17 protein-coding genes are annotated in these 19649 nt (G+C 62.6%); 8 read left to right on the top strand and 9 right to left on the bottom strand.

What is annotated here, in order from left to right:
• Positions 1 to 96: 96 nt before the first annotated feature.
• Together rpsR and rpsF are read right to left on the bottom strand one after the other, a co-directional pair.
• The gene (gene rpsR, locus C7441_RS05255; protein WP_019170551.1) at positions 97 to 345 is read right to left on the bottom strand and encodes a 30S ribosomal protein S18; all 249 of its coding nucleotides are present in this window, start codon (positions 343 to 345) and stop codon (positions 97 to 99) included.
• Positions 345 to 782, bottom strand: coding sequence for a 30S ribosomal protein S6 (gene rpsF, locus C7441_RS05250; RefSeq protein WP_109611992.1), 438 nt, complete (start codon positions 780 to 782; stop codon positions 345 to 347). The genes rpsR and rpsF overlap by 1 nt, the downstream gene beginning before the upstream one ends.
• 460 nt (positions 783 to 1242) lie before the next feature.
• Here rpsF and C7441_RS05245 point away from each other — a divergent pair, with 460 nt between their 5' ends.
• Positions 1243 to 2886 carry a pilus assembly protein gene (locus tag C7441_RS05245; protein WP_109611991.1) on the top strand — a complete coding sequence of 548 codons (1644 nt, stop codon included), beginning with the start codon at positions 1243 to 1245 and terminating at the stop codon, positions 2884 to 2886.
• A gap of 105 nt (positions 2887 to 2991) precedes the next feature.
• On the opposite strand, the gene C7441_RS05240 is transcribed toward C7441_RS05245, so the two are convergent.
• A complete protein-coding gene (locus tag C7441_RS05240; RefSeq protein WP_483407028.1) occupies positions 2992 to 4848 on the bottom strand; it encodes an LTA synthase family protein in 1857 nt (618 codons plus the stop codon).
• A 310-nt stretch (positions 4849 to 5158) separates the two neighbouring features.
• On the opposite strand from C7441_RS05240, the gene fabD reads away from it, so the two are divergent.
• From fabD to gmk, 7 genes are all read left to right on the top strand, one after another.
• On the top strand, positions 5159 to 6100 hold the full coding sequence (gene fabD / locus C7441_RS05235; protein ID WP_109611989.1) for an ACP S-malonyltransferase: 942 nt from the start codon (positions 5159 to 5161) through the stop codon (positions 6098 to 6100).
• Between the two features lie 54 nt (positions 6101 to 6154).
• Complete coding sequence (fabG, locus tag C7441_RS05230; RefSeq protein ID WP_109611988.1) at positions 6155 to 6892, top strand: 3-oxoacyl-[acyl-carrier-protein] reductase; 738 nt, start codon at positions 6155 to 6157, stop codon at positions 6890 to 6892.
• 247 nt (positions 6893 to 7139) lie between these two features.
• Entirely contained in the window at positions 7140 to 7376 is a 237-nt protein-coding gene (locus C7441_RS05220) for an acyl carrier protein (protein WP_019170544.1), read from the top strand.
• Between the two features lie 33 nt (positions 7377 to 7409).
• The gene (gene fabF / locus C7441_RS05215) at positions 7410 to 8672 is read left to right on the top strand and encodes a beta-ketoacyl-ACP synthase II (RefSeq protein ID WP_109611986.1); all 1263 of its coding nucleotides are present in this window, start codon (positions 7410 to 7412) and stop codon (positions 8670 to 8672) included.
• 117 nt (positions 8673 to 8789) lie between these two features.
• A complete protein-coding gene (mltG, locus tag C7441_RS05210) occupies positions 8790 to 9968 on the top strand; it encodes an endolytic transglycosylase MltG (RefSeq protein WP_019170543.1) in 1179 nt (392 codons plus the stop codon).
• Positions 9969 to 10074: 106 nt separating this feature from the next.
• Entirely contained in the window at positions 10075 to 10965 is an 891-nt protein-coding gene (locus C7441_RS05205; protein WP_109611985.1) for a YicC/YloC family endoribonuclease, read from the top strand.
• Between the two features lie 3 nt (positions 10966 to 10968).
• Positions 10969 to 11625: a guanylate kinase gene (gene gmk, locus C7441_RS05200; RefSeq protein WP_109611984.1), complete on the top strand. Its 657-nt coding sequence runs from the start codon at positions 10969 to 10971 to the stop codon at positions 11623 to 11625.
• A gap of 119 nt (positions 11626 to 11744) precedes the next feature.
• On the opposite strand, the gene rsmA is transcribed toward gmk, so the two are convergent.
• From rsmA to lptF, 6 genes are all read right to left on the bottom strand, one after another.
• Positions 11745 to 12569 (bottom strand): 16S rRNA (adenine(1518)-N(6)/adenine(1519)-N(6))-dimethyltransferase RsmA, encoded by an 825-nt coding sequence (gene rsmA / locus C7441_RS05195; protein ID WP_109611983.1) that lies wholly within the window; start codon positions 12567 to 12569, stop codon positions 11745 to 11747.
• Positions 12566 to 13603: a 4-hydroxythreonine-4-phosphate dehydrogenase PdxA gene (pdxA, locus tag C7441_RS05190; RefSeq protein ID WP_170125018.1), complete on the bottom strand. Its 1038-nt coding sequence runs from the start codon at positions 13601 to 13603 to the stop codon at positions 12566 to 12568. The genes rsmA and pdxA overlap by 4 nt, the downstream gene beginning before the upstream one ends.
• Positions 13600 to 14538 carry a peptidylprolyl isomerase gene (locus tag C7441_RS05185; protein WP_109611982.1) on the bottom strand — a complete coding sequence of 313 codons (939 nt, stop codon included), beginning with the start codon at positions 14536 to 14538 and terminating at the stop codon, positions 13600 to 13602. Before C7441_RS05185 ends, pdxA begins: the two co-directional genes overlap by 4 nt.
• Positions 14539 to 14633: 95 nt before the next feature.
• Positions 14634 to 17003, bottom strand: a complete 2370-nt coding sequence (locus C7441_RS05180; RefSeq protein ID WP_019170538.1) for an LPS-assembly protein LptD — start codon at positions 17001 to 17003, stop codon at positions 14634 to 14636.
• Between the two features lie 39 nt (positions 17004 to 17042).
• On the bottom strand, positions 17043 to 18131 hold the full coding sequence (gene lptG, locus C7441_RS05175) for an LPS export ABC transporter permease LptG (protein ID WP_210205607.1): 1089 nt from the start codon (positions 18129 to 18131) through the stop codon (positions 17043 to 17045).
• Complete coding sequence (gene lptF / locus C7441_RS05170) at positions 18128 to 19330, bottom strand: LPS export ABC transporter permease LptF (protein ID WP_109611980.1); 1203 nt, start codon at positions 19328 to 19330, stop codon at positions 18128 to 18130. The genes lptG and lptF overlap by 4 nt, the downstream gene beginning before the upstream one ends.
• Positions 19331 to 19649: the final 319 nt, after the last annotated feature.

The following is a 19649-nucleotide window of genomic DNA, read 5'->3' as shown; positions in this document are numbered from 1 at the left end:
CGCTCGCCGCGCCCTTCGCGGGGAGGGGAAAAGGCGGCGGGCCGCCTCTTCCTTCACATCATACGGCCTGCGCAAGAAGCGGCAGACCGGAATGTCTTACTTCACCACGTAGGGCAGCAGGCCGAGGAAACGGGCGCGCTTGATCGCCTTGGCGAGTTCGCGCTGCTTCTTCTGGCTGACGGCGGTGATGCGCGACGGAACGATCTTGCCGCGCTCGGAAATGTAGCGCTGCAGCAGACGCACGTCCTTGTAGTCGATCTTCGGGGCGTTGGCGCCGGAGAACGGGCAGGTCTTGCGGCGGCGATGGAACGGACGCCGGGTCGGGATCTGGTTGATGTCGACCATTATTCTGCAGCTCCTTCAGCCTGTTCGCGCGGACGGCGCGGACCACGATCACGATCGCCGAAGCTGCGACCACCACGGTCGCCGAAGCCGCGGTCACCGCGCTCGGAACGCTCTTCGCGCTTCTGCATCATTGCCGAGGCGCCTTCCTCGTGGGCTTCGACCTTGACGGTCATGAAGCGCAGCACGTCTTCCGACAGGCCCATCTGACGCTCCATCTCGTTGAGAGCGGCCGGCGGGCAGGTCAGGTCCATCAGCGTGTAATAGGCCTTGCGGTTCTTCTTGATGCGGTAGGTGAGGGACTTCAGTCCCCAGTTCTCGACCCGACCGACCGATCCGCCGTGCGAGGTGATGACGCCCTTGTAGTGCTCCACGAGCGCGTCGACCTGCTGCTGCGAAAGGTCCTGGCGGGCAAGAAACACGTGTTCGTAGAGAGCCATGTTCTTTGCCTTTCTTCGTTTCCCTGTCCGGCGCCGGCGGCTAAGCCTCTGCAACTTCTCTGATCCGTTGGGCTTGGCACCCGCGGGAGAAGAAAGGAGCATGACGAGACGGTCGAGAGCGGAGACACGGGAGGCGGAAGCGCTTCTTGCTTCACGCGGGCGATTTTCCTGATAGAAAAACCTCCGGCCCTCCGTTCAGCCCCCAGCCGGAACCGACAGATGGCGGCTCTTTACAGCATTTTCGCCGGAAGGCAAGAAAAAAGGCCGGTTTCGCGCATCGCGCCGCCCGCTCAGTGCGCAGCATTCGGCGGCGGCAAATGCTGAAACTACCAGATAGGTTGCGAACCTATCCTTAACCACCACCGCCAATTTGTCGTCCTACCCGAGACGCCGGTCACAGGTTTTTCACCTTACGCGGTGCAGAAAGTTCGCTTCGATCCGGGCATAAGCGGGGGTAACGATGCTTGTGAAGCGCTTCCTGCGGTCCAGGAGCGGGAATTTCGCGATGATGTTTGCGATTTCCGCTCCGGCCGTTCTTGCCGGTGTCGGGCTGGCGCTCGATGTCGCCAATCTGATGACTGCGAAATCCAATCTGCAAAACGCGCTCGATTCGGCCGTGCTGGCGGCCTCGCGTCTGGCCGACGCGTCCTCGGCACAGACCGGCGGCGGCAAGCCGCTGACGCGTGAGGAGATTTTCGACCGCTACTTCAAGGCCAATATCGCCGGCAAGAACGGCCTGGACGATGCGACGGCCACGCTGGAGGTCGATCCGGGCATCAACTACATCCGCACCTCGGCTACCGCCGAAGCCGATGTACCCCTGACTTTCGGCTTCTTCTTCGGCGGCAACAGGCATGTCACCGCAGCGTCCAGCGCGTTTGAGTCGACCGCCAAGCTGGAGGTCGCGCTGGTGCTCGACAACACCGGCTCGATGGGTGAGTCGAACATGAAGGCGCTGCGCGAGGGCGCCACCAACCTCGTCACCATTCTTCAGAGCGCCAAGACCCAGCACCCGCAACGCGAGATACGGGCGGCGCTGGTGCCCTTCGTGACCGCGGTCAACATCAACAATCCCGATTTTCTCAAGGAAGAGTGGATCGACAAGCGGTTGGAAATTCCAGCGGCTGAGAACACAAGCAACGGCAGCAATTTCGACAAGCTTACCAACGGCAAGCGTCCGGGGCACTGGAAGTTGTTCCTCGGCCTGAACCCGAAATATCCGGATACGCCAGATCCTCGAGTCGATTGGAAAGGGTGTGTCGAAGCGCGGCCATCTCCGTACAACCTTAACGATACCGTGCCTGATCCTCTGGTTCCGGCCACGATGTTCGTGCCTTACTTCGCACCGGATGAACCGGGTGCCCCGGCCAAAGGACAGAACGCGGATACCAGCGTGTTCAACAACAGCTATCTCAGGGACCCGGCAAAAAGTTCCGACAGTGAATCAACAAAAATCGCCACTCAGAAATCGACTTCCAAGTATACCGCCATCTCGAAAATGACGGTGCAGACCGACTATCTGATCACAGCGACCCCGCCGCTGACCACCGGACCAAACTACGCCTGCCCGACGCCGCTGGCACCGCTGACCGCCGATCTCGATAAACTCAAGACCGAGATCAGCAAGATGACCTACTGGAATGGCTCCGGTACCAACGTGTCGGAAGGGTTGGCCTGGGGGCACCGCGTGCTGTCGCCCAGGTTCGGCACGGGCGATGATTTCAATTCGGACGGCACGACCAAGGTGGTCGTGGTCTTCACCGATGGCGAAAACAACGTCTTCGGCCAGAAATCCAATTTCAACGGATCGGATTACGGCTCTTATGGGTATCTGAGCTCGAAGCGGCTCGATTCCAATGCGAACAGAAGCAAGGCTTTGACCAACGTCAACACCATGACGCAGGGCATGTGCACCACATTGAAGGACCAGGGCGTGCGCGTCTTCACCGTCGTGCTCGGGGCCGATACCGCGGCCAACCGCGAGCTCTACAGCAAATGCGCATCAACGACCGCGAACTACTATCCGACGAAAAACCAGGAACAGCTCAAGGAAGCCTTCCAGAACATCGCCTTTGCGATTTCACAGCTCTACATCACGAATTGATGCTGAAAGGGGGCTGCCTGCTTCCGGAGAGTTGAAAAGCTGTGGCCCGAAGATCGGTTGCGATCTTCGGGCCGGATTGTTTTCGGGACATGGCCTTGCCGGAGGCTACATCATGCCGGCGGGCATGGGCTGCGGAAAGAACGTCTTGGCGCCATGGTGCTTGCCGAAGATCATGTCGTATTGCAGCAATCGGAAATCGCGGATCGCCGGGTCGATGACCTTGGCCTGCGACCAGTCGGGCGTGCTGGCATCGTCGGCCCCGACCAGCATGTTGCGATCGACCACGCGATAGCGCTCGCGCATCGCGCCAAGGAAGCCGGTGTAATAGGGATGGCTGATGCCTGCCGTCTTCATGAGTTCCAGCGGCAGGAATGACGGGCTGATCGAGCCAATGCCTTCGACCCCACCGCTGCGGTTCGACCACACCACGAGCGGGGTCTCGTGCTGAACGGCCATTTGCGGCAGCGGCGCGCGCCGCTTGGCGACATTGCCTTCCATGAAGCCGGTCTCGACATAGACGGGGCCAAGCGGCGGCAGGTGATCGCCGAACATGGCAACGATGGTGTGGCGGTCGCGCTGGCGCGCCCATTCCACGAGGCGGGCGAATGCGCGATCGCCGTCCGCCGCGCCTTCGGCGTAGCTGATGACCGCGCCCCTGGTGGCCTCGCTCACCTCGCCCTCCACGCTATGCGTCGCATCCGAATAGCGGCCGGGCGCGTAGGGGCCATGGTTCTGGAGAGTGACGGCGAAGAAGAAGAGCGGGGCCGAGGTCCGGTCCGCCTGGTCGATTATTTCCTCCACCAGTGCCGCATCGGAGGCCAGTGGCCCACGCGCGGCAAGCTGCGGCAGGGTCTCCTGCGACATGAAATGCTCGAAGCCGAAGGCCTGGTAGACCGGCGTGCGGTTCCAGAACCAGCCGGCGAAGGGGTGGAAGGCGCGCGTATCATAGCCTTCGCTGCGCAGGAAGCTGGCGAGAGACGGTACGGGGCCGCGCACATATTGCTGGTAGGGAATGCTGCCATAAGGCAGGAAAGCGTTGGAAAAGCCCGTCAGTGCCTCGAATTCGACATTGGCGGTCATGCCGCCGAATTCCGGCGAAAAGACGTGGCCGGACTGCAGCGCCCGCACATTGGGGATCGGGTCCGGCGTGATGGTGATGCCGGGCAGGCGGGTCGGGTCCCAGAAAGATTCGTTCATCACCAGGATGATGTCGGGCCGTTCGGCGGGCAGAACCGGCAGGGCAGGCCCGGCCTGCGGGATGGCCTCGATGGCCTTGGCCGAATAGCCCGATGGCGCCACCACCTTGGCCATCGGCACGTTGAGCGCGAAGGCAAGCGCGAAGCCGTTATTGTTATAGTTTTCCTTCTGGTCCCACATCATGGGGATGATCTGGAGCCGGTCGCGGACCCAGGAATAGGTCGCATAGTCCATGATGGAGCCGAAGAAAATGAGCAGCGGCAGCGCGATGCCGAGCCGCGCCATCCGCCCGCGCATCGACAAGGCCGGCGCCCGCGGTCGCCAGAATTTCCAAGCCGCGACAAGTGCCACGAGGCCCGCAACGATCCCGCAGGTGATCGCGACGGCCGCAAGCGGACGGTCGCTGGCCAGAAGCGGCAGCAGTTCCACGATCTGGCGGGCATAGAGAAAATCGGCAGGATAGAGCGGGTCGCCCAGATACAGCGATTTCTGGTGCCCTATGAAGGCAAGCACCAGCACAACCGGCGCGATGACGAAGAGCGCGTGATACGCGCGCCCGATCAGCGCGTCGAGAAAAATCAGGAGCAGCGCGAACAGCGCCACCGTGGTCCAGCTTGGGCGCAGGGGCTGCTGGAAAAAGGCCAGCGTCTGCGACAGCGATCCGCGCGAGATGAGTTCGACGCAGAAGACAAGGGCCGCCGAGATGAAAAGCGTCAGCGTGGTGGTCGCGACCACCCGAATCGTCAAGGCCCTGCGTCCGGGAATGCCAGACGCATCGCATTCCGACACATTGCGCGCCGATCGAAACGTACCTGCCAACTCCAATACCCCAACGCCTGTAAAAGCCGTCACGTAACTGTCATCAAACTGTCACTAAATCTAGTGCGTGGTGAGGCCGAGAGGAATCAATTCTCCTTACGGGTCGAGAATATGAGTGTGAGCGGCGGGCAATGCCCGATCTTCCAAAACGCCCCAAATGCGTGTTTTGCGCAGGCGTCCGAAGGGGCGCGGCCTTGACTTTGCAGCCTTCCTTGCGTCACACGGCCTTGAAGTGAAACAATTTCGGGAGCCTTACATGGCCGTCGCATTCACATTTCCGGGGCAGGGCAGTCAGTCCGTGGGCATGGGCAAGGACCTCGCCGACGCGTTCCCGGAAGCGCGCGCGGTGTTCGAGGAAGTCGATGAGGCGCTGGGCGAAAAGCTCTCCACGATCATGTGGGAAGGCCCCGAGGAGACGCTGACGCTGACCGCCAACGCCCAGCCGGCGCTGATGGCGGTGTCGCTTGCCGCACTTCGCGCCATGGAAGCGCGCGGCTTCTCACTGAAGGACAAGGTCGCCTATGTCGCCGGCCATTCGCTTGGCGAATATTCCGCGCTCGCCGCGGCCGGCATGTTCTCGATCGCCGATACCGCGCGGCTCCTGCGCATTCGCGGCAATGCCATGCAGGCGGCGGTTCCGGTGGGCGAGGGCGCCATGGCGGCCATCATCGGGCTGGAGCAGGCCGATGTGGAAGCCGCCTGCGCCGAAGCTGGCCGGAATTCGGTCTGCCAGATCGCCAATGATAATGGCGGCGGTCAGCTCGTCATTTCCGGCGCCAGGGCGGCAGTCGAGCTTGCGGCGAAGCTGTGCACCGAAAAGGGCGCCAAGCGCGCGCTCATGCTTTCGGTTTCGGCCCCCTTCCATTCGGCGCTGATGACGCCCGCCGCCGAGGCCATGCGCGAGGCGCTGGCCGGTGTGGCCAAACAGGCGCCGGTGGTGCCGGTCGTCGCCAATGTCGTCGTGCAGCCGCTCACCGATCCCGATCAGATCGCTGCCCGCCTGGTCGAGCAGGTCACCGGCCGCGTGCGCTGGCGCGAGACGGTGGAATGGTTTGGCGCCAACGGCGTGAAGACGATGTATGAGGTGGGCTCCGGCAAGGTGCTTTCGGGACTTGCCCGGCGCATCGACAAGGAAATCGCCACCAGCGCGATCAACACCCCGGCGGATGTGGAAGCGGCTGTTGCCGCGCTTGCCTGAACAATTGAGAACCGATGCCCGCGTGAAGGGCGTGCTCTTGAGATGGAGTCAAAAATGTTCGATCTGACCGGCCGCAAGGCGCTCGTTACCGGAGCTACCGGCGGCATTGGCGAAGAGATCGCCCGTGCGCTGCACAAGCAGGGCGCAATCGTGGGCCTTCACGGCACCCGCGCCGAAAAACTGGAGGCGCTGGCCGCCGAGCTTGGCGAGCGCGTAAAGGTGTTCCCGGCCAATCTCGCCGACCGCGACGAGGTCAAGGCGCTTGGCCAGAAGGCCGAGGCCGAACTGGAAGGCGTGGACATTCTGGTCAACAATGCCGGCATTACCAAGGACGGTCTGTTCGTGCGCATGTCGGACGCCGATTGGGATTCCGTGGTCGAGATCAATCTGACCGCCACGTTCCGCCTGACGCGCGAGCTGACCCATCCGATGATGCGCCGCCGCTCCGGCCGCATCATCAACATCAGCTCGGTCGTCGGCGTTACCGGCAACCCCGGCCAGGCCAACTACTGCGCTTCCAAGGCGGGGCTGATCGGCTTTTCCAAGTCTCTGGCGCAGGAGATCGCCACGCGCGGCGTCACCGTCAATTGCGTTGCTCCCGGCTTTATCGAATCAGCCATGACCGAGAAGCTGAACGACAAGCAGAAGGAAGCCATCATGTCGGCCATTCCGGCCCGTCGCATGGGCACCGGCACCGAGATCGCCTCGGCGGTCGTCTATCTCGCGTCGGACGAGGCTTCCTACATCACCGGCCAGACCATTCACGTGAATGGCGGCATGGCGATGATCTGATCGCGATCCGTGAAAAGGCGCCGGCAACAGCTTATTTCTGTATATGGTGGCGCCGAACCGCGCAGAATCAGCGTTTTCGCATTGGACGCGGCAAGCTTTTCGTGTAATGCCGCCATGAATGCGCGGCGGCGGAGTACTGACTTTCTGCCGCCGTTGCCACGTTCCCTGGCGGGAACATCTTTCAACTTGATTACCGGCATGCGTGCCGTTAACGAAGACAGACAAAATTTTAGACGAGGATGCCCAAATGAGTGACACTGCAGAGCGCGTCAAGAAGATCGTTGTCGAACATCTCGGCGTTGAAGCCGACAAGGTGACGGAAGCTGCCAGCTTCATCGACGATCTGGGCGCCGACAGCCTGGACACGGTTGAACTCGTCATGGCTTTCGAGGAAGAGTTCGGCGTTGAAATCCCCGATGACGCTGCCGAGACGATCCTGACCGTCGGCGACGCCGTCAAGTACATCGACAAGGCTTCGGCCTAAGCGCCGTCAGCTACAGCATTTCGAGAATACCGTATGAGGCGTGTTGTCGTCACTGGCCTGGGTCTGCTTTCGCCGTTCGGCGTGGGCGTGGAGCATGGCTGGAGAGAGCTTCTGACCGGTCGGAGTGCTGCACGGCGGGTCACTGAATTCGAAACCGAAGATCTTGCCTGCAAGATCGCGCATGTGATCCCCCGTGGCGACGGCAGCGACAACACCTTCAATCCGGAGGCCTATCTGGAGCCGAAGGAACTGCGCAAGATCGGCGACTTCATCCTGTACGGGATTGCGGCCGCCGATGAGGCGCTGAAGGACTCGGGCTGGGAGCCCAGGACGCCGGAAGAGCAGCATGCCTCCGGCGTGATGATCGGCTCGGGAATCGGCGGGATCGAGGGGATCGCGGAAAACGCGCTCATCCTTCAGGATCGCGGCCCGCGCCGCATCAGCCCCTTCTTCATTCCGGGCAACATCATCAATCTGGTTTCCGGGCAGGTCTCGATCCGGCATGGCCTCAAAGGCCCCAACCACGCCGTGGTCACCGCTTGCTCCACCGGTGCGCACGCCATCGGCGACGCGGCGCGGCTGATCATGTTCGGCGATGCCGACGTGATGGTTGCCGGCGGCGCGGAATCGCCCGTCACGCGGCTGTCGCTGGCCGGCTTTGCCGCCTGCAAGGCGCTTTCCACGGCACGCAACGATTCGCCCGAAACGGCTTCGCGTCCCTATGATCGCGACCGCGACGGTTTCGTCATGGGCGAGGGCGCCGGCGTGGTCGTGCTCGAAGAACTCGAGCATGCCAAGGCGCGCGGCGCCAAGATTTACGCCGAGATCACGGGCTATGGCCTGACCGGCGACGCCTACCACATCACTGCCCCGTCCGAGGACGGCGACGGTGCGTTCCGCTGCATGGCGGCGGCGCTGAAGCGCGCCGGGTTGCAGCCCGGCGACATCGACTACATCAACGCCCACGGCACCTCGACCATGGCCGACACGATTGAGCTTGGCGCTGTCGAGCGGCTGGCCGGCGATGCCGCCTCCAGGATTTCGATGTCCTCGACCAAGTCGTCCATCGGCCATCTCCTCGGTGCCGCTGGCGCCGCCGAAGCGATCTTCTCCATCCTCGCCATTCGCGACAACATCGTCCCGGCGACCATCAATCTCGACAATCCCGAGCGGGATACGGCGATCGACCTTGTTCCCAACAAGCCGCGCGCCCGTCAGGTCGATGTCGCACTCTCCAATTCCTTTGGTTTTGGCGGCACCAACGCCTCGCTGATTTTCCAGCGTTATAACGGTTGATACGGTCCCTTGCGGACCGTTTCGCCGCGAATTTTGCCATAATCGCCCTTAGGGTCGGGGCCAGCTTATGGATTCCTGGGCTCGGTGGGGGACTGACAAGAACATTGTTGAGGCGCTATGACCACGACTCCTGATGCTGAAATCGGTCGCAGCACCGAACCATCGAAACCCATCGTTCCGAAATCCGCCAGCGAGGCGCTTCGTCCCGAGGCCGGCACGCCGCCCCCGCGCCGTTCGCGCGCGTCGCGCAATCAGTTCGTGGTTTTCCTGAATTTCCTGCTGTCGATCATCGTGCTCGTCGTTCTGGCGGGGGGCGCGGCGGTCTATTTCGGCAAGCGCGAATTCGAGGGCCGTGGGCCGACAATGGTCGACCAGACTTTCCTGGTGAAGCCGAATACCGGCGTGCAGGACATAGCCGACCAGCTCGAGCGTCGTGGGCTGATCAGCGATTCGCGCATTTTCCGGCTCGGCGTGCGCGCATATGGCAATGATTCGGCCCTCAAGGCCGGCGAATACGAAATCAAGGCCGGCGCTTCCATGCATGAGGTGATGGAACTTCTGAAGAGCGGCAAGTCGGTGATGTATTCGCTGACCATCCCCGAAGGGCTGACGGTCGAGCAGGCGTTCGAGCGCATCGCCCACCATGAAGCGCTGTCGGGCGACATGCCGGCGGCGCAGCCGGCCGAAGGCAGCCTTGCCACCGACACCCAGCGCTTCACGCGCGGCGCCACGCGCCAGTCGATCATCGACAAGATGCTTGCCCACCAGAAGCAGATGGTCGATGACATCTGGGCCCGCCGCGCACCTGACCTGCCGCTGGCCGACATCAACGAATTCGTGACCCTGGCGTCCATCGTGGAGAAGGAAACAGGCCGCGCCGATGAGCGCCCGCGCGTCGCGGCGGTGTTCCTCAATCGCCTGAAGAAGAAGATGCGGCTCCAGTCGGACCCGACGATCATCTACGGCCTGTTCGGTGGCAAGGGCCGCCCCGCGGATCGGCCGATCTATCAGTCCGATATTGACAAGCCGACGGCCTACAACACCTATCAGATCAACGGGCTGCCGCCGACGCCGATCGCCAATCCGGGCCGCGCGGCGCTGGAGGCGGTGGCCAACCCCTCGCAGACCGATGAGCTCTACTTCGTGGCCGATGGCACGGGCGGGCATGTCTTCGCCAAGACACTGGACGAGCACAATCAGAATGTGGCCCGCTGGCGCGCCGTGCAGAAGAAGCAGGCAGAGGAAGCGGCCAAGGCTGCTGCGGAAGGCGGGCAGTCGGAGGTACAGGCTCAATAACGTGGCTTCGTCCGGGGGACGAATGGACGGGGCGCGGGACGCAGTCGTTTCATTGACCGGACCTGGTCGGGCCCGGCCGTATTCCAGCGTGTGAGAGGGCCGCGGGATGACCTTGCAGAGTATGACCGGCTTTTCACGGGCGTCGACGGAACACGCCGGCGCTTCGATTGCGTGGGAACTCAAATCGGTGAATGGCAAGAGTTGCGAGGTGCGCCTGCGCCTGCCGCCCGGCTATGAACGGTTGGAGGTGCAAGTGCGCCAGATGGTGCAGCGGCGCTTTTCTCGCGGCAATATACAGGCTTCGCTTGGCGTTACGCGCGCCGCCGGGGCGCTTGTGCAGCCGGTGGTGAACGAGGCTTTCCTCCGGGATCTCGCAGGCCTCGCCAAGAGGCTGGAAGAGCAGTTCGACGTCGCTCCCGCCAGCGCTGACGGATTGCTGGCGTTGCGCGGGGTGCTCGACATGCCCGAAGCGACAGAGACCGAGGAGGCCAGGGCAGCTTTCGACGCGGCGGCGCTGGTGGTGCTGGAAACGGCGCTGGAGGGGCTGGAGCAGGCGCGCAGGGCAGAAGGCGACGCGCTCGGGCTTCTGTTGAACGGCCATGTCGATGCCATGGAGACGTTGACGCTGCGCGCGGAAGCCGACCCTTCGCGCGAACCGGCCGCCATCCGTGCGCGCCTGGCCGAACAGGTGGCTCTGCTTACGGATGCCGCGACGGGGTTCGATGAAGCCCGGTTGCATCAGGAAGCTGCTTTCCTGGCGACACGCGCGGATATTCGCGAGGAGATCGACCGGCTCAAGACCCATATCGCTTCCGCCCGTGCGTTACTGGCCGGAGGCGGGGTGACAGGCCGCAAGCTCGATTTTCTCGCGCAGGAATTCAACCGCGAATCGAATACTTTGTGCTCGAAATCGAACGCCGCTTCGATTACCGCAATCGGACTGGAACTGAAGGCCGTGGTCGATCAGTTTCGCGAGCAGGTACAGAATCTGGAGTAACATATGAGCGCTGAGACTTCTGTGGGCGCCATTCGTCGTCGCGGCCTCATGCTTGTGCTGTCGTCGCCTTCCGGCGCTGGCAAGTCCACCATTGCCCGCAGTCTTCTGGAAAGCGATCCGGGGCTCGAACTGTCGGTCAGCGTCACCACGCGCGCACGGCGCGGCAGCGAGATCGAGGGCGTCCACTACCATTTCCGCAGCAAGCGCGAATTCGAGATCCTGCGCGACAATGATGAGCTGCTCGAATGGGCCGAGGTGCACGGCAATTTCTACGCCACGCCGCGCGAGCCTGCCGAAAAGGCGATGGCCGAAGGCCGTGACATGCTGTTTGACATCGACTGGCAAGGAGCGCAGCAGCTCAAGGAAAAGATGCGTGGCGACATTGTCTCGATCTTCATCCTGCCGCCGTCGATGAAGGAACTGAAAGCTCGCCTGAAGCGCCGCGCGGAAGATTCCGACGAGGTGATCGCCAAACGGCTGGAGAACGCGCGGCTGGAAATCGAGCAGTGGCGCCAATACGACTATGTCGTCGTCAACCACGACCTGAACGCCGCCTTTGCGGAAGTTCGCGCGATCGTCACGGCCGAGCGACTGCGCCGCGACCGCCGGCCCGGCCTGTTCGATTTCGTCGCAGGGCTGCTGGAAGAAGAAACCGAGTGACCGGTTTTACCTCTCCTGCGCGGGGAGGTCGCCATGACGTGGCAGGTGAGGGTAAAAATTCATCGCCACCTCCATCCCGACGCTACGCACCGCTCATCAAGAGTGAGGGAAGCGCTGCGCTACACCGCGTTGGCCAGCGCCACGAATTCGGCAATATCCAGCGTTTCGGCGCGACGAGTCCCGTCGATGCCGGTTGCTTCGAGCAGGCGGGCGCCCTCGATGCCTTTCAGGCTCTGGCGCAGCATCTTGCGGCGCTGGCCGAAGGCGGCTTCGGTGATGCGCCCCAGCATGCGCACATTGGCCGGCAAGGGGTTTTCGCGGGGCAGGAGTTGCACGACCGATGACGTGACCTTGGGCGGCGGCGTGAAAGCCTGCGGCGGCACATCGAAGGCGATGCGCGCGTCGGTGCGCCAGCCGGCGAGTACGCCGAGGCGTCCATAGGCCTCAGTGCCGGGTTTCGCCACGATCCTCTGTGCCACCTCGCGCTGGAACATCAGCGTCATCGATGCATAGAAGGGCGGCCACTGTTCCACCGTCAGCCAGCGGATCAGCAGTTCCGTGCCGATATTGTATGGCAGATTGGCGACGATCTTGACCTTCTCGCCGGGTGCGAGAGCGGCAAAGTCGGTCTTGAGCGCATCTCCGGGAATGACCTCCAGCCGGCCCGGATAGTGCGCGGAAACTTCCGCAAGCGCCTCCAGACAGCGTTCGTCACGCTCTATCGCAACCACCCGTGCCGCGCCATTCATCAACAGCGCCCGTGTCAGCCCGCCAGGGCCGGGGCCGACTTCAATGACCGTCGAGGTGGACAGATCGCCGGCCGCGCGCGCGATCTTGCCGGTAAGGTTGAGATCAAGCAGGAAATTCTGGCCGAGTGATTTCTTGGCTTGCAGGCCGTGACGCTCGATCACGTCCCGAAGCGGCGGCAGCCCGTCGAGGCTCATGATGCATGGCTTTCATTGTCCGCGAGCCGGCGTGCGAGCTTCAGCGCGGCGATCAGGCTGTCGGGGCGCGCGATGCCCTTGCCGGCAATGTCGAAGGCGGTGCCGTGATCGGGGGAGGTGCGGATGAAGGGCAGGCCCAGCGTGACGTTCACCGTCTCGTCGAAGGCCAGCGCCTTGGCCGGTATCAGCGCCTGATCGTGATACATGCAGATCGCCACGTCATAGCCGGCGCGGGCGCGCGGATGAAACATGGTGTCGGCGGGCAGGGGGCCGAAAGCGTCGATGCCTTCGGCGCGCAAGGCTTCGACGGCGGGGCGGATGACGGCCTCATCCTCGTGCCCCATGGCGCCGCCTTCGCCGGCATGCGGATTGAGCCCGGAAACGGCCAGGCGCGGCTTCGCGATGCCGAAACGGGTCCTGAGGTCCTGGGCGGTGATACGGGCGGTTTCTTCGATGGCGTCGCGGGTGAGGGCGCCTGGCACATCGCTGAGCGCGATATGGATTGTGATCGGCACCGCCCGCAGGTCCGGCCCGGCAAGCATCATCACCGGGGTGACGGCCTTGCCGACTTTGGTGCCTGCAAGGTGAGCCAGATATTCGGTGTGGCCGGGAAAACGGAAGCCGGCGTCGTAGAGTGGCTTCTTGGCGATGGGACAGGTCACGACCGCGGCGGCCCTGCCGGCGAAGACATCGTCAACGCCTCGGTCTATCGCCTCGATGATCCCTGCGGCGTTGGCGGCGTCGGGATGGCCGGGTCTGTCGTGGAAGCGCGCCTTGAGCGGCACCACCGGCAGCGCGCGGGAAAACACCTCGGCGGCCTTTTCAGGCGTGGTGTGTTCGATTGCGATCTCCAGCCCGGTCATTTGCGCGCGCGCAACCACAAGTGCGGTATCGCTCAGCAGATAGAAAGGCGGAACAGCGGCGCTGTCGCGCGCTTGCCAGGCGGCAATGGCGATCTCTGGACCGATGCCGGATGGATCGCCGCAGGTCAGTGCGAGTATGGGAGCGTTGCTGGCACGTGCCACAATGGTCAACGCTTGACGATGCGTGCGCGCTTGCGCAGTTCTTCCATATAGGTCTTGTTCAGCTGTTCGGCCTGCTGATCCTTGGTGCCTTCCGACTGGAAGACCATCTTGGCGACCTGATCGTCGGAAACTTCACGGGCGCTGCAAATGCCGATGAACTCGACGCCACGTTCGGTTTCGCGCACGGTGGTTGCGCCGCCGGTCTTGGTCTTCTTGATCTGGTCAGCCCATTCGGGCGGCAACTCGGGCGCGAGCACGCGGCCGAGATCGCGCACGGTGACGTCGATCAATCCCTTGGCGAATTCACGCGTCTTGTCGCAGCCGCTGAAGCGGGCGCGCATGGCTTCGGCTTCGCGCTTGCGCTTGCCGATCTGGCCGCGTTCCTTGGCGGGAACGACAAAAATCACCTGCTGCAGCATATATTCGGTGGCGCTCGGCTTGGAGCCTTTTTGCTGAAGCATGCGCTGGACCACGTCCTGCTCGCTCATGCTGCCGTTCTGCGCCTTGAAGCGAGCCGACAGAGCCTGGTTCCAGCCCATCTGGGAGCCGATGAATTCCTTGAAGTGCTGTGCCGTAACACCTGCCTGCTGCAGCACCTGTGTAAGCTGGGTCGCGCTCATCTTGTTGGAGCTTGCGAAGCGGCCGAACGCTTCATTGATCTGCTTGTCGGAAATCTTGATGCCGAGCCGTCGAATTTCGGCTGCGCGCAGCGTCTGGTCGACCATTTCGTCGCCGGCTTCCTTGGCAAGATTGCCCTTGCGATGCTGCAGTTTCAGGAATGCCGTTCGCCGCTGGATGTCGTAGCTGGTGACTGGCACGCCGTTGACGACATACTTGATTTCGCTGGCGACAGCCGGAGTTGCAGTCATGATTCCGGGAACGGAACCGAACGCCACCAGTGCGGCAAAGCTTGCGGAAAAGAGGTATTTCCTGATCAAAGTCATACTAACTGATCCCTCGTCCTCGATTTTCGGCCGGAAAGACATAAGCCCCGGATGCCGGTTCTATGCGGCGAAAGGATGACGATTTGGTTGTACTGTCATCGCTGCGCGAATTGACCGGTCGTCGAGCCGAAGTCTCCGATCGTGCGCAAGGATATGGTGAAGCCAAAAGTCCGTTCATCGTCCTGGCGCTTGAGCGGGTCGCGCTTCGTCAGCATCGACATGCTGTAGGAGAAGCATTCGTCGTCATAGGCAAATCCGATCGCGTCGCGCGTTACAACGCCCGATTCGAAATCATAGGTGCCGGAGCCGAAGGCGCGCCAGTTTTCGTGGAACCGGGCGGAGGCGCCGAGCGTGACTTCCTGCCGGTCCGTACTGAAGCCATAGAGCGGTTGCGCCTGGATGAACGCATATTGCGCCGTGAGGCTCAGTGGGCGCGTGGAATAGCCTGCCTTCACCTCGGCGCGGCGGACTTCCAGCGTCTGTTCGTCCAAACGGGCGCTGGCGGAAGCCGAAACGCCGAAAGGCGTTGCGAAGCCGACCAGACCGACGAAGTCGGACGTATCGGACTCAAGCCCGGAATAGGCGCCGACATTGACGAGATCGGGCGAAGCGAAGGAGTTGCGTCCGGCAAGCTGATAGGACTGGCCGAACAGGGCGTTCGTGGTCCAGCCATTGTCGAAGGTGCCCGAATAGCGCAGGCCGACATTGGCGCGCGTGCCGCCCTCGACACGATCGAAGCCGGAGAACTTGTCGCGCTCGAAAAGGGTCGTGGCGTCGAACACGAAGCTCTGCGCGTCCTCGTTGGGAATGCCCAGCGAGGCGGCATAGCGTTCATTCGGTCGCGCGAAAATCTGCGCCATCGGCTCCAGGATCTGCGAGCCGCTGCTGAAGGAGAACAGAACCGGCCAGCGCAGCTCGAGGCCGGCAGTGGCCATGCTGCGGAAGAAGGAAGAGCGAACGTCGGCCGCAACGCCCTGGACCTGCGCCATCTGTTCGATGGCCAGAACGGAAGCCGAAGTCTGGTTGACATAGTCAGCGTCGGCCTGGAAGGCCAGCAACGGCGTGACCACCAGCCCGCCCTGCGTGATGAAGGAGCGCTTCCACTCCGCAAGCCCGGTCACGCGGCCGTCGGTGCCGTCGATGCCCCGGACGCGCTCGACGAAGTTCTGGTTGGTGAGCGGGTTCCGCCCAAATCCGACGTCCAGATCGTCACGGTGAACGACGCGCGAATTGACGTCGAAATTCAGCTCGCCGCCGAAGACGGGCTCGTCCGGCGTGAAGGAATAGTCGAATGAAGGCAACACCCAGGGCTGCTTGTCGTTACGGGCGCTGAGATTGGAGTCGAGAAGATCTTCCTGCACGTCGAACTTCATCGCACGCAGGTCGAAATAGTTCCGGTCGTTGAGGCCCGTCAGGTAGATTTCCGATCGATAGATATAACTGTCATAGCCATCGATATTGTAGGTGTAGGAGAAGTTCTTGTCCGTCTGCGCCAGGAAATTCCAGCCGAACTGCCAGCGCGGATTGATGTCGAAGCGGCCGGTCGAGCCGACCATGCCACGGAAGCGGTTCGGATCGTCCACGGGGCCGGAGTTGACGCCCCGGTCGAATGCCCCCGGATCGTTCTGGCGAATGCCGGCGATCTTCAGCGTGTATTCACCTGAGTTGAAGCGCTGGCGCCATTCAGCTTCACCGAGGAAACCCTGCTTGGTGTAGCCGTGCGCGGTGACCGTGAGGTCATATGTCGGCGAAAGCGCGAAATAGTAGGGAACCGCCAGACTGGCGCCGAGGTTCGACTTGTAGTTGATGCCCGGGAACAGGAAGCCGCTCTTGCGCTTGACCGTGGGGTCGGCGATCTCGAAGCTCGGCAGATAGGCAATCGGGAAGCCGAAGAACTCGAAGCGCGATTTTTCGAAGCGCACGGTCTTGGCGGTGCCGTTCCAGATGATCTTCTGTGCCTTGATGCGCCAGATCGGCGCGCGATCCGGCTTGGCTTCGCAGGGTTTGCAGGCCGTGTAGACGCCATTGTTGAAGGTGGTCAGAACGCCGCCGGTGCGGGTGGCACTTTCGGCCGCGAAATAGGTCTTGTCGACGGTTTCCACGCGCAGCGCGTTGACGAAGCCGTTGGCGAAGTCGTCGGTAACGTCGATCTCGTCGGAATAGACCTTGGTGCCGCTGCTGTCGACCAGTTCGACATTGCCCGAGGCCACGAGACGCGAGGTCTTGCGATCATAGGCCACGCGCTGGGCGACCAGCCGGTTGCCGCCATAGTCGATTCGCACGCCGCCAACGGCGGTGATGGTGTTCTTGTCGTTGTCGTAGACGAGGGTGTCGGCCTCCAGCAGCATCTGCGAGCCTTCCGGCACCTCGGGCGCGCTGATTTCCTGCGACCAGGCAGGCGTCGCGACCGGCAGCGCGTAGGCGAAAAGGCAGGCGAGCGCCGTCGCGCCGTAAAGGCGAGCCATGCGGTTCGTCTTTCTCGCTGATGTCACCACGTCCCCCAACTAACCGTCTTCCGTGTATAGCAGGAAAGTTACTCCGAAAAACATAGCCACAACCACCGGAAACCATGCGGCCACGAATGGCGGCACGAATCCGGCATTGCCAAATGCTTTGACCAAAACCGAAACGACATAAAGCAGAAAGCCGGCGACGACGCCACCCAGAATCATCGTTGTGGATTGCCCCATTCGGGCAAAGCGCATGGAGACTGTTGCAGCAATGAGCGTCATGGCGACGAGAAGCAGCGGCATGGCGATCAGCGAGTGAAGCTGCATGGCGAACGCATTGGCCCGAAGGCCGAAGGAGCGGGCCGCCTCGATCTTGGCCGGAAGCTCGAAAAACGGAATGGTTTCGGGCTGCGCGAGCCGTTCCTGCACATATTCGGGCTTGAGGTTGGTGGCCACGCGATCGCTCGGACGTGATTCGGCGTTCTGGCCGTCGCGATAGACCTTCACGTCCTTGAGCTTCCAGTAGCCATCGCCCAGGACGGCGCGAGCGGCATCCTTGCGCTCGACGATGTCGCCGTTCTTGTCGATGGTGAAGAACACGGCGTCCGACAGTTCCAGCCCCTGCTTGAGAACCGCACGTGCGCCGATGATGGTGTCGATGCCATTGGCCTTCTGGTGCAGCCACGGAGCGTTCGCGGCCGATACTTTGTTGGACGCGCCGGAGCGGATGTCGCTTTCCAGAAGCTCGGATCGCGACAGGCCGTGTGCGGCAATCGGGTTGAGGACGCCGACGGTCAGGATGCCGAACAGCAGCGCACCCATGCAGAGCGGGAACAGGAACTGCCAGGCCGAGATGCCGGCCGCGCGTGCGATCACCAGTTCGTATTTGCGGTTGAGCGAGATCAGCGTGGCCATCGCCGCAAACAGTGCGACGAACGGCACGGTCTGCTGCACGATCATCGGCACCCGCAGCGCCGATACCGATAGGGCGGCGAAAAAGGTGAAGTTCGGCAGGCCGGAGGTGCGGCTGGAGAATTCGGTGAAATCGATGAGGAAGATCAGCGCGTAGATGCCGATGAAGAACCACGCCGTGATGGCGGCATAGCGCCGGAAGAAATAGAGACCGAGTGTCCAGCCCATCACGCCCGCCCTCCGCTCGCGCCGGCACGGCCGGTGAGGCGCAGCCACGTCATCGTCATGCGATCACCCGATTTGCGCGTCCAGTCGGAAAGGCCCTCGGCCCAGCTTACCGGAAGTTCCATCGTGCGGTTGGAGCGGATAAAGCCCAGCGCGATGATGGAGGCGGCGAGCGGCACCGCATAAGCCAGCGGGCTGAACAACGGATTGCTCTGCGCCTGATTGGTGACGAAGAAGCCCAGCCAGCGCACGAACAGCGCGATTGTGATCGACGTCACCAGCGGATTGATGCGGCTTTCGCGATGCGAGCGCGCATCGCCCGCCACGGCAAGCGCGATCAGTGCGAAGACCAGCGGGTAGAGCCACTCCGTCAGGCGCCGGTGCAGTTCGGCGCGGAAGGATTGCGGGTTGTTCTGGTAAATCTTGTCGTTGGGATCGGGGTTGACCAGATAGGACAGCGTGCGGTCCTTCGGGAACATGGTGATCGTGCCCGCCGCCGCCGAAAAGGCCGAAAGATCGAAGGCGTAGGAGGTGAAGCGGATCACCGACAGCTCCCCTTCCGGCGATTTGCGATGCACCACGCCATCACTCATGATCAGCATGCTTTTTTCGCTGTCCTGCACGACCGCGCCGCTCTTGGCGTAATAGACGAGATCGATGCCCTCCTGGCGCGAATCCGCCACGAAGATCCCCCCAAGCCGCCCGTCGGGAAGCCGTTCGGCGACCTGTACATAGAGCCCGTCATCCACCTTTCGGAAAGTGCCTTCCTGGATGACCAGCGAAAGCAGGTCGGCGCGCGCGGCCGCGACGAGCTGGCGTCCGCGCTCGCGCGCATAGGGGTCGATGCCGTTGTCCACCGCGAAGGAAAACACGCTGGCGAGCACCGCGAGAACCAGTATCGGGCGCATGAGGATCCAGCGCGACCCGCCGGCCGCGCTTACCACCACCAGCTCGGAATCGGTGTTCATGGTGGACAGCGTCTGCGCCACCGCGATGATAAGCGCGAAGGGCACGATGATCGGAATGACCGAGGGCAGGATGAGGGTCGCAAGCTCGAAGAAGGTCAGCGCCGACTGGCCGCTGTCGGTCACGAGATTGATGCGGGCCAGCACCTGCGTCGTCCATGAGATCGCCAGGGTCCACAGCAGCGCGCCCAGGAACATGGTGAACGTCCGGCGCAGTATGTAGCGTTCAACGACCTTCATATGCCGCGGGTGTTCCGTTCTATTGATCGTTCATGGCGACGGTTCCCCGAGCGCCGTTCCCGGCAAGGTATCCGCACCGTGCAGGCGGCACAATCGGTTCGATGTAGAGCCCGTCCGTTCTGAAATGTTCGGCGCATGAGAGTCTTCGTCGGGAGTGGCTAAGAAACCGCCAAAAAAGCTGGTTAACCGGATATTAACGTCGATTCGGACGCTGCTTTAGCAGGTGCAGACGCCTCGGGCGAGCCTTTCACTGAAGTGTGAGATTGCAGCGAAATGCCGGCCGTTCGGCGGCGTGACTTGCCAAATGACGTAAAACGAC

Source organism: Pseudaminobacter salicylatoxidans (assembly GCF_003148475.1).
GTDB lineage: Bacteria > Pseudomonadota > Alphaproteobacteria > Rhizobiales > Rhizobiaceae > Pseudaminobacter > Pseudaminobacter salicylatoxidans.
The sequence above is the reverse complement of the archived record's forward strand: the minus strand, read 5'-3'. Positions and strand labels throughout refer to the sequence as shown.

Excerpts from the sequence above, each read along its gene's own strand:
- rpsR (WP_019170551.1), bottom strand. The coding sequence starts at position 345 with ATGGTCGACATCAACCAGATCCCGACCCGGCGTCCGTTCCATCGCCGC.
- rpsF (WP_109611992.1), bottom strand. The coding sequence starts at position 782 with ATGGCTCTCTACGAACACGTGTTTCTTGCCCGCCAGGACCTTTCGCAG.
- C7441_RS05245 (WP_109611991.1), top strand. The coding sequence starts at position 1,243 with ATGCTTGTGAAGCGCTTCCTGCGGTCCAGGAGCGGGAATTTCGCGATG.
- fabD (WP_109611989.1), top strand. The coding sequence starts at position 5,159 with ATGGCCGTCGCATTCACATTTCCGGGGCAGGGCAGTCAGTCCGTGGGC.
- fabG (WP_109611988.1), top strand. The coding sequence starts at position 6,155 with ATGTTCGATCTGACCGGCCGCAAGGCGCTCGTTACCGGAGCTACCGGC.
- C7441_RS05220 (WP_019170544.1), top strand. The coding sequence starts at position 7,140 with ATGAGTGACACTGCAGAGCGCGTCAAGAAGATCGTTGTCGAACATCTC.
- fabF (WP_109611986.1), top strand. The coding sequence starts at position 7,410 with ATGAGGCGTGTTGTCGTCACTGGCCTGGGTCTGCTTTCGCCGTTCGGC.
- mltG (WP_019170543.1), top strand. The coding sequence starts at position 8,790 with ATGACCACGACTCCTGATGCTGAAATCGGTCGCAGCACCGAACCATCG.
- C7441_RS05205 (WP_109611985.1), top strand. The coding sequence starts at position 10,075 with ATGACCTTGCAGAGTATGACCGGCTTTTCACGGGCGTCGACGGAACAC.
- gmk (WP_109611984.1), top strand. The coding sequence starts at position 10,969 with ATGAGCGCTGAGACTTCTGTGGGCGCCATTCGTCGTCGCGGCCTCATG.
- rsmA (WP_109611983.1), bottom strand. The coding sequence starts at position 12,569 with ATGAGCCTCGACGGGCTGCCGCCGCTTCGGGACGTGATCGAGCGTCAC.
- C7441_RS05185 (WP_109611982.1), bottom strand. The coding sequence starts at position 14,538 with ATGACTTTGATCAGGAAATACCTCTTTTCCGCAAGCTTTGCCGCACTG.
- C7441_RS05180 (WP_019170538.1), bottom strand. The coding sequence starts at position 17,003 with ATGGCTCGCCTTTACGGCGCGACGGCGCTCGCCTGCCTTTTCGCCTAC.
- lptF (WP_109611980.1), bottom strand. The coding sequence starts at position 19,330 with ATGAAGGTCGTTGAACGCTACATACTGCGCCGGACGTTCACCATGTTC.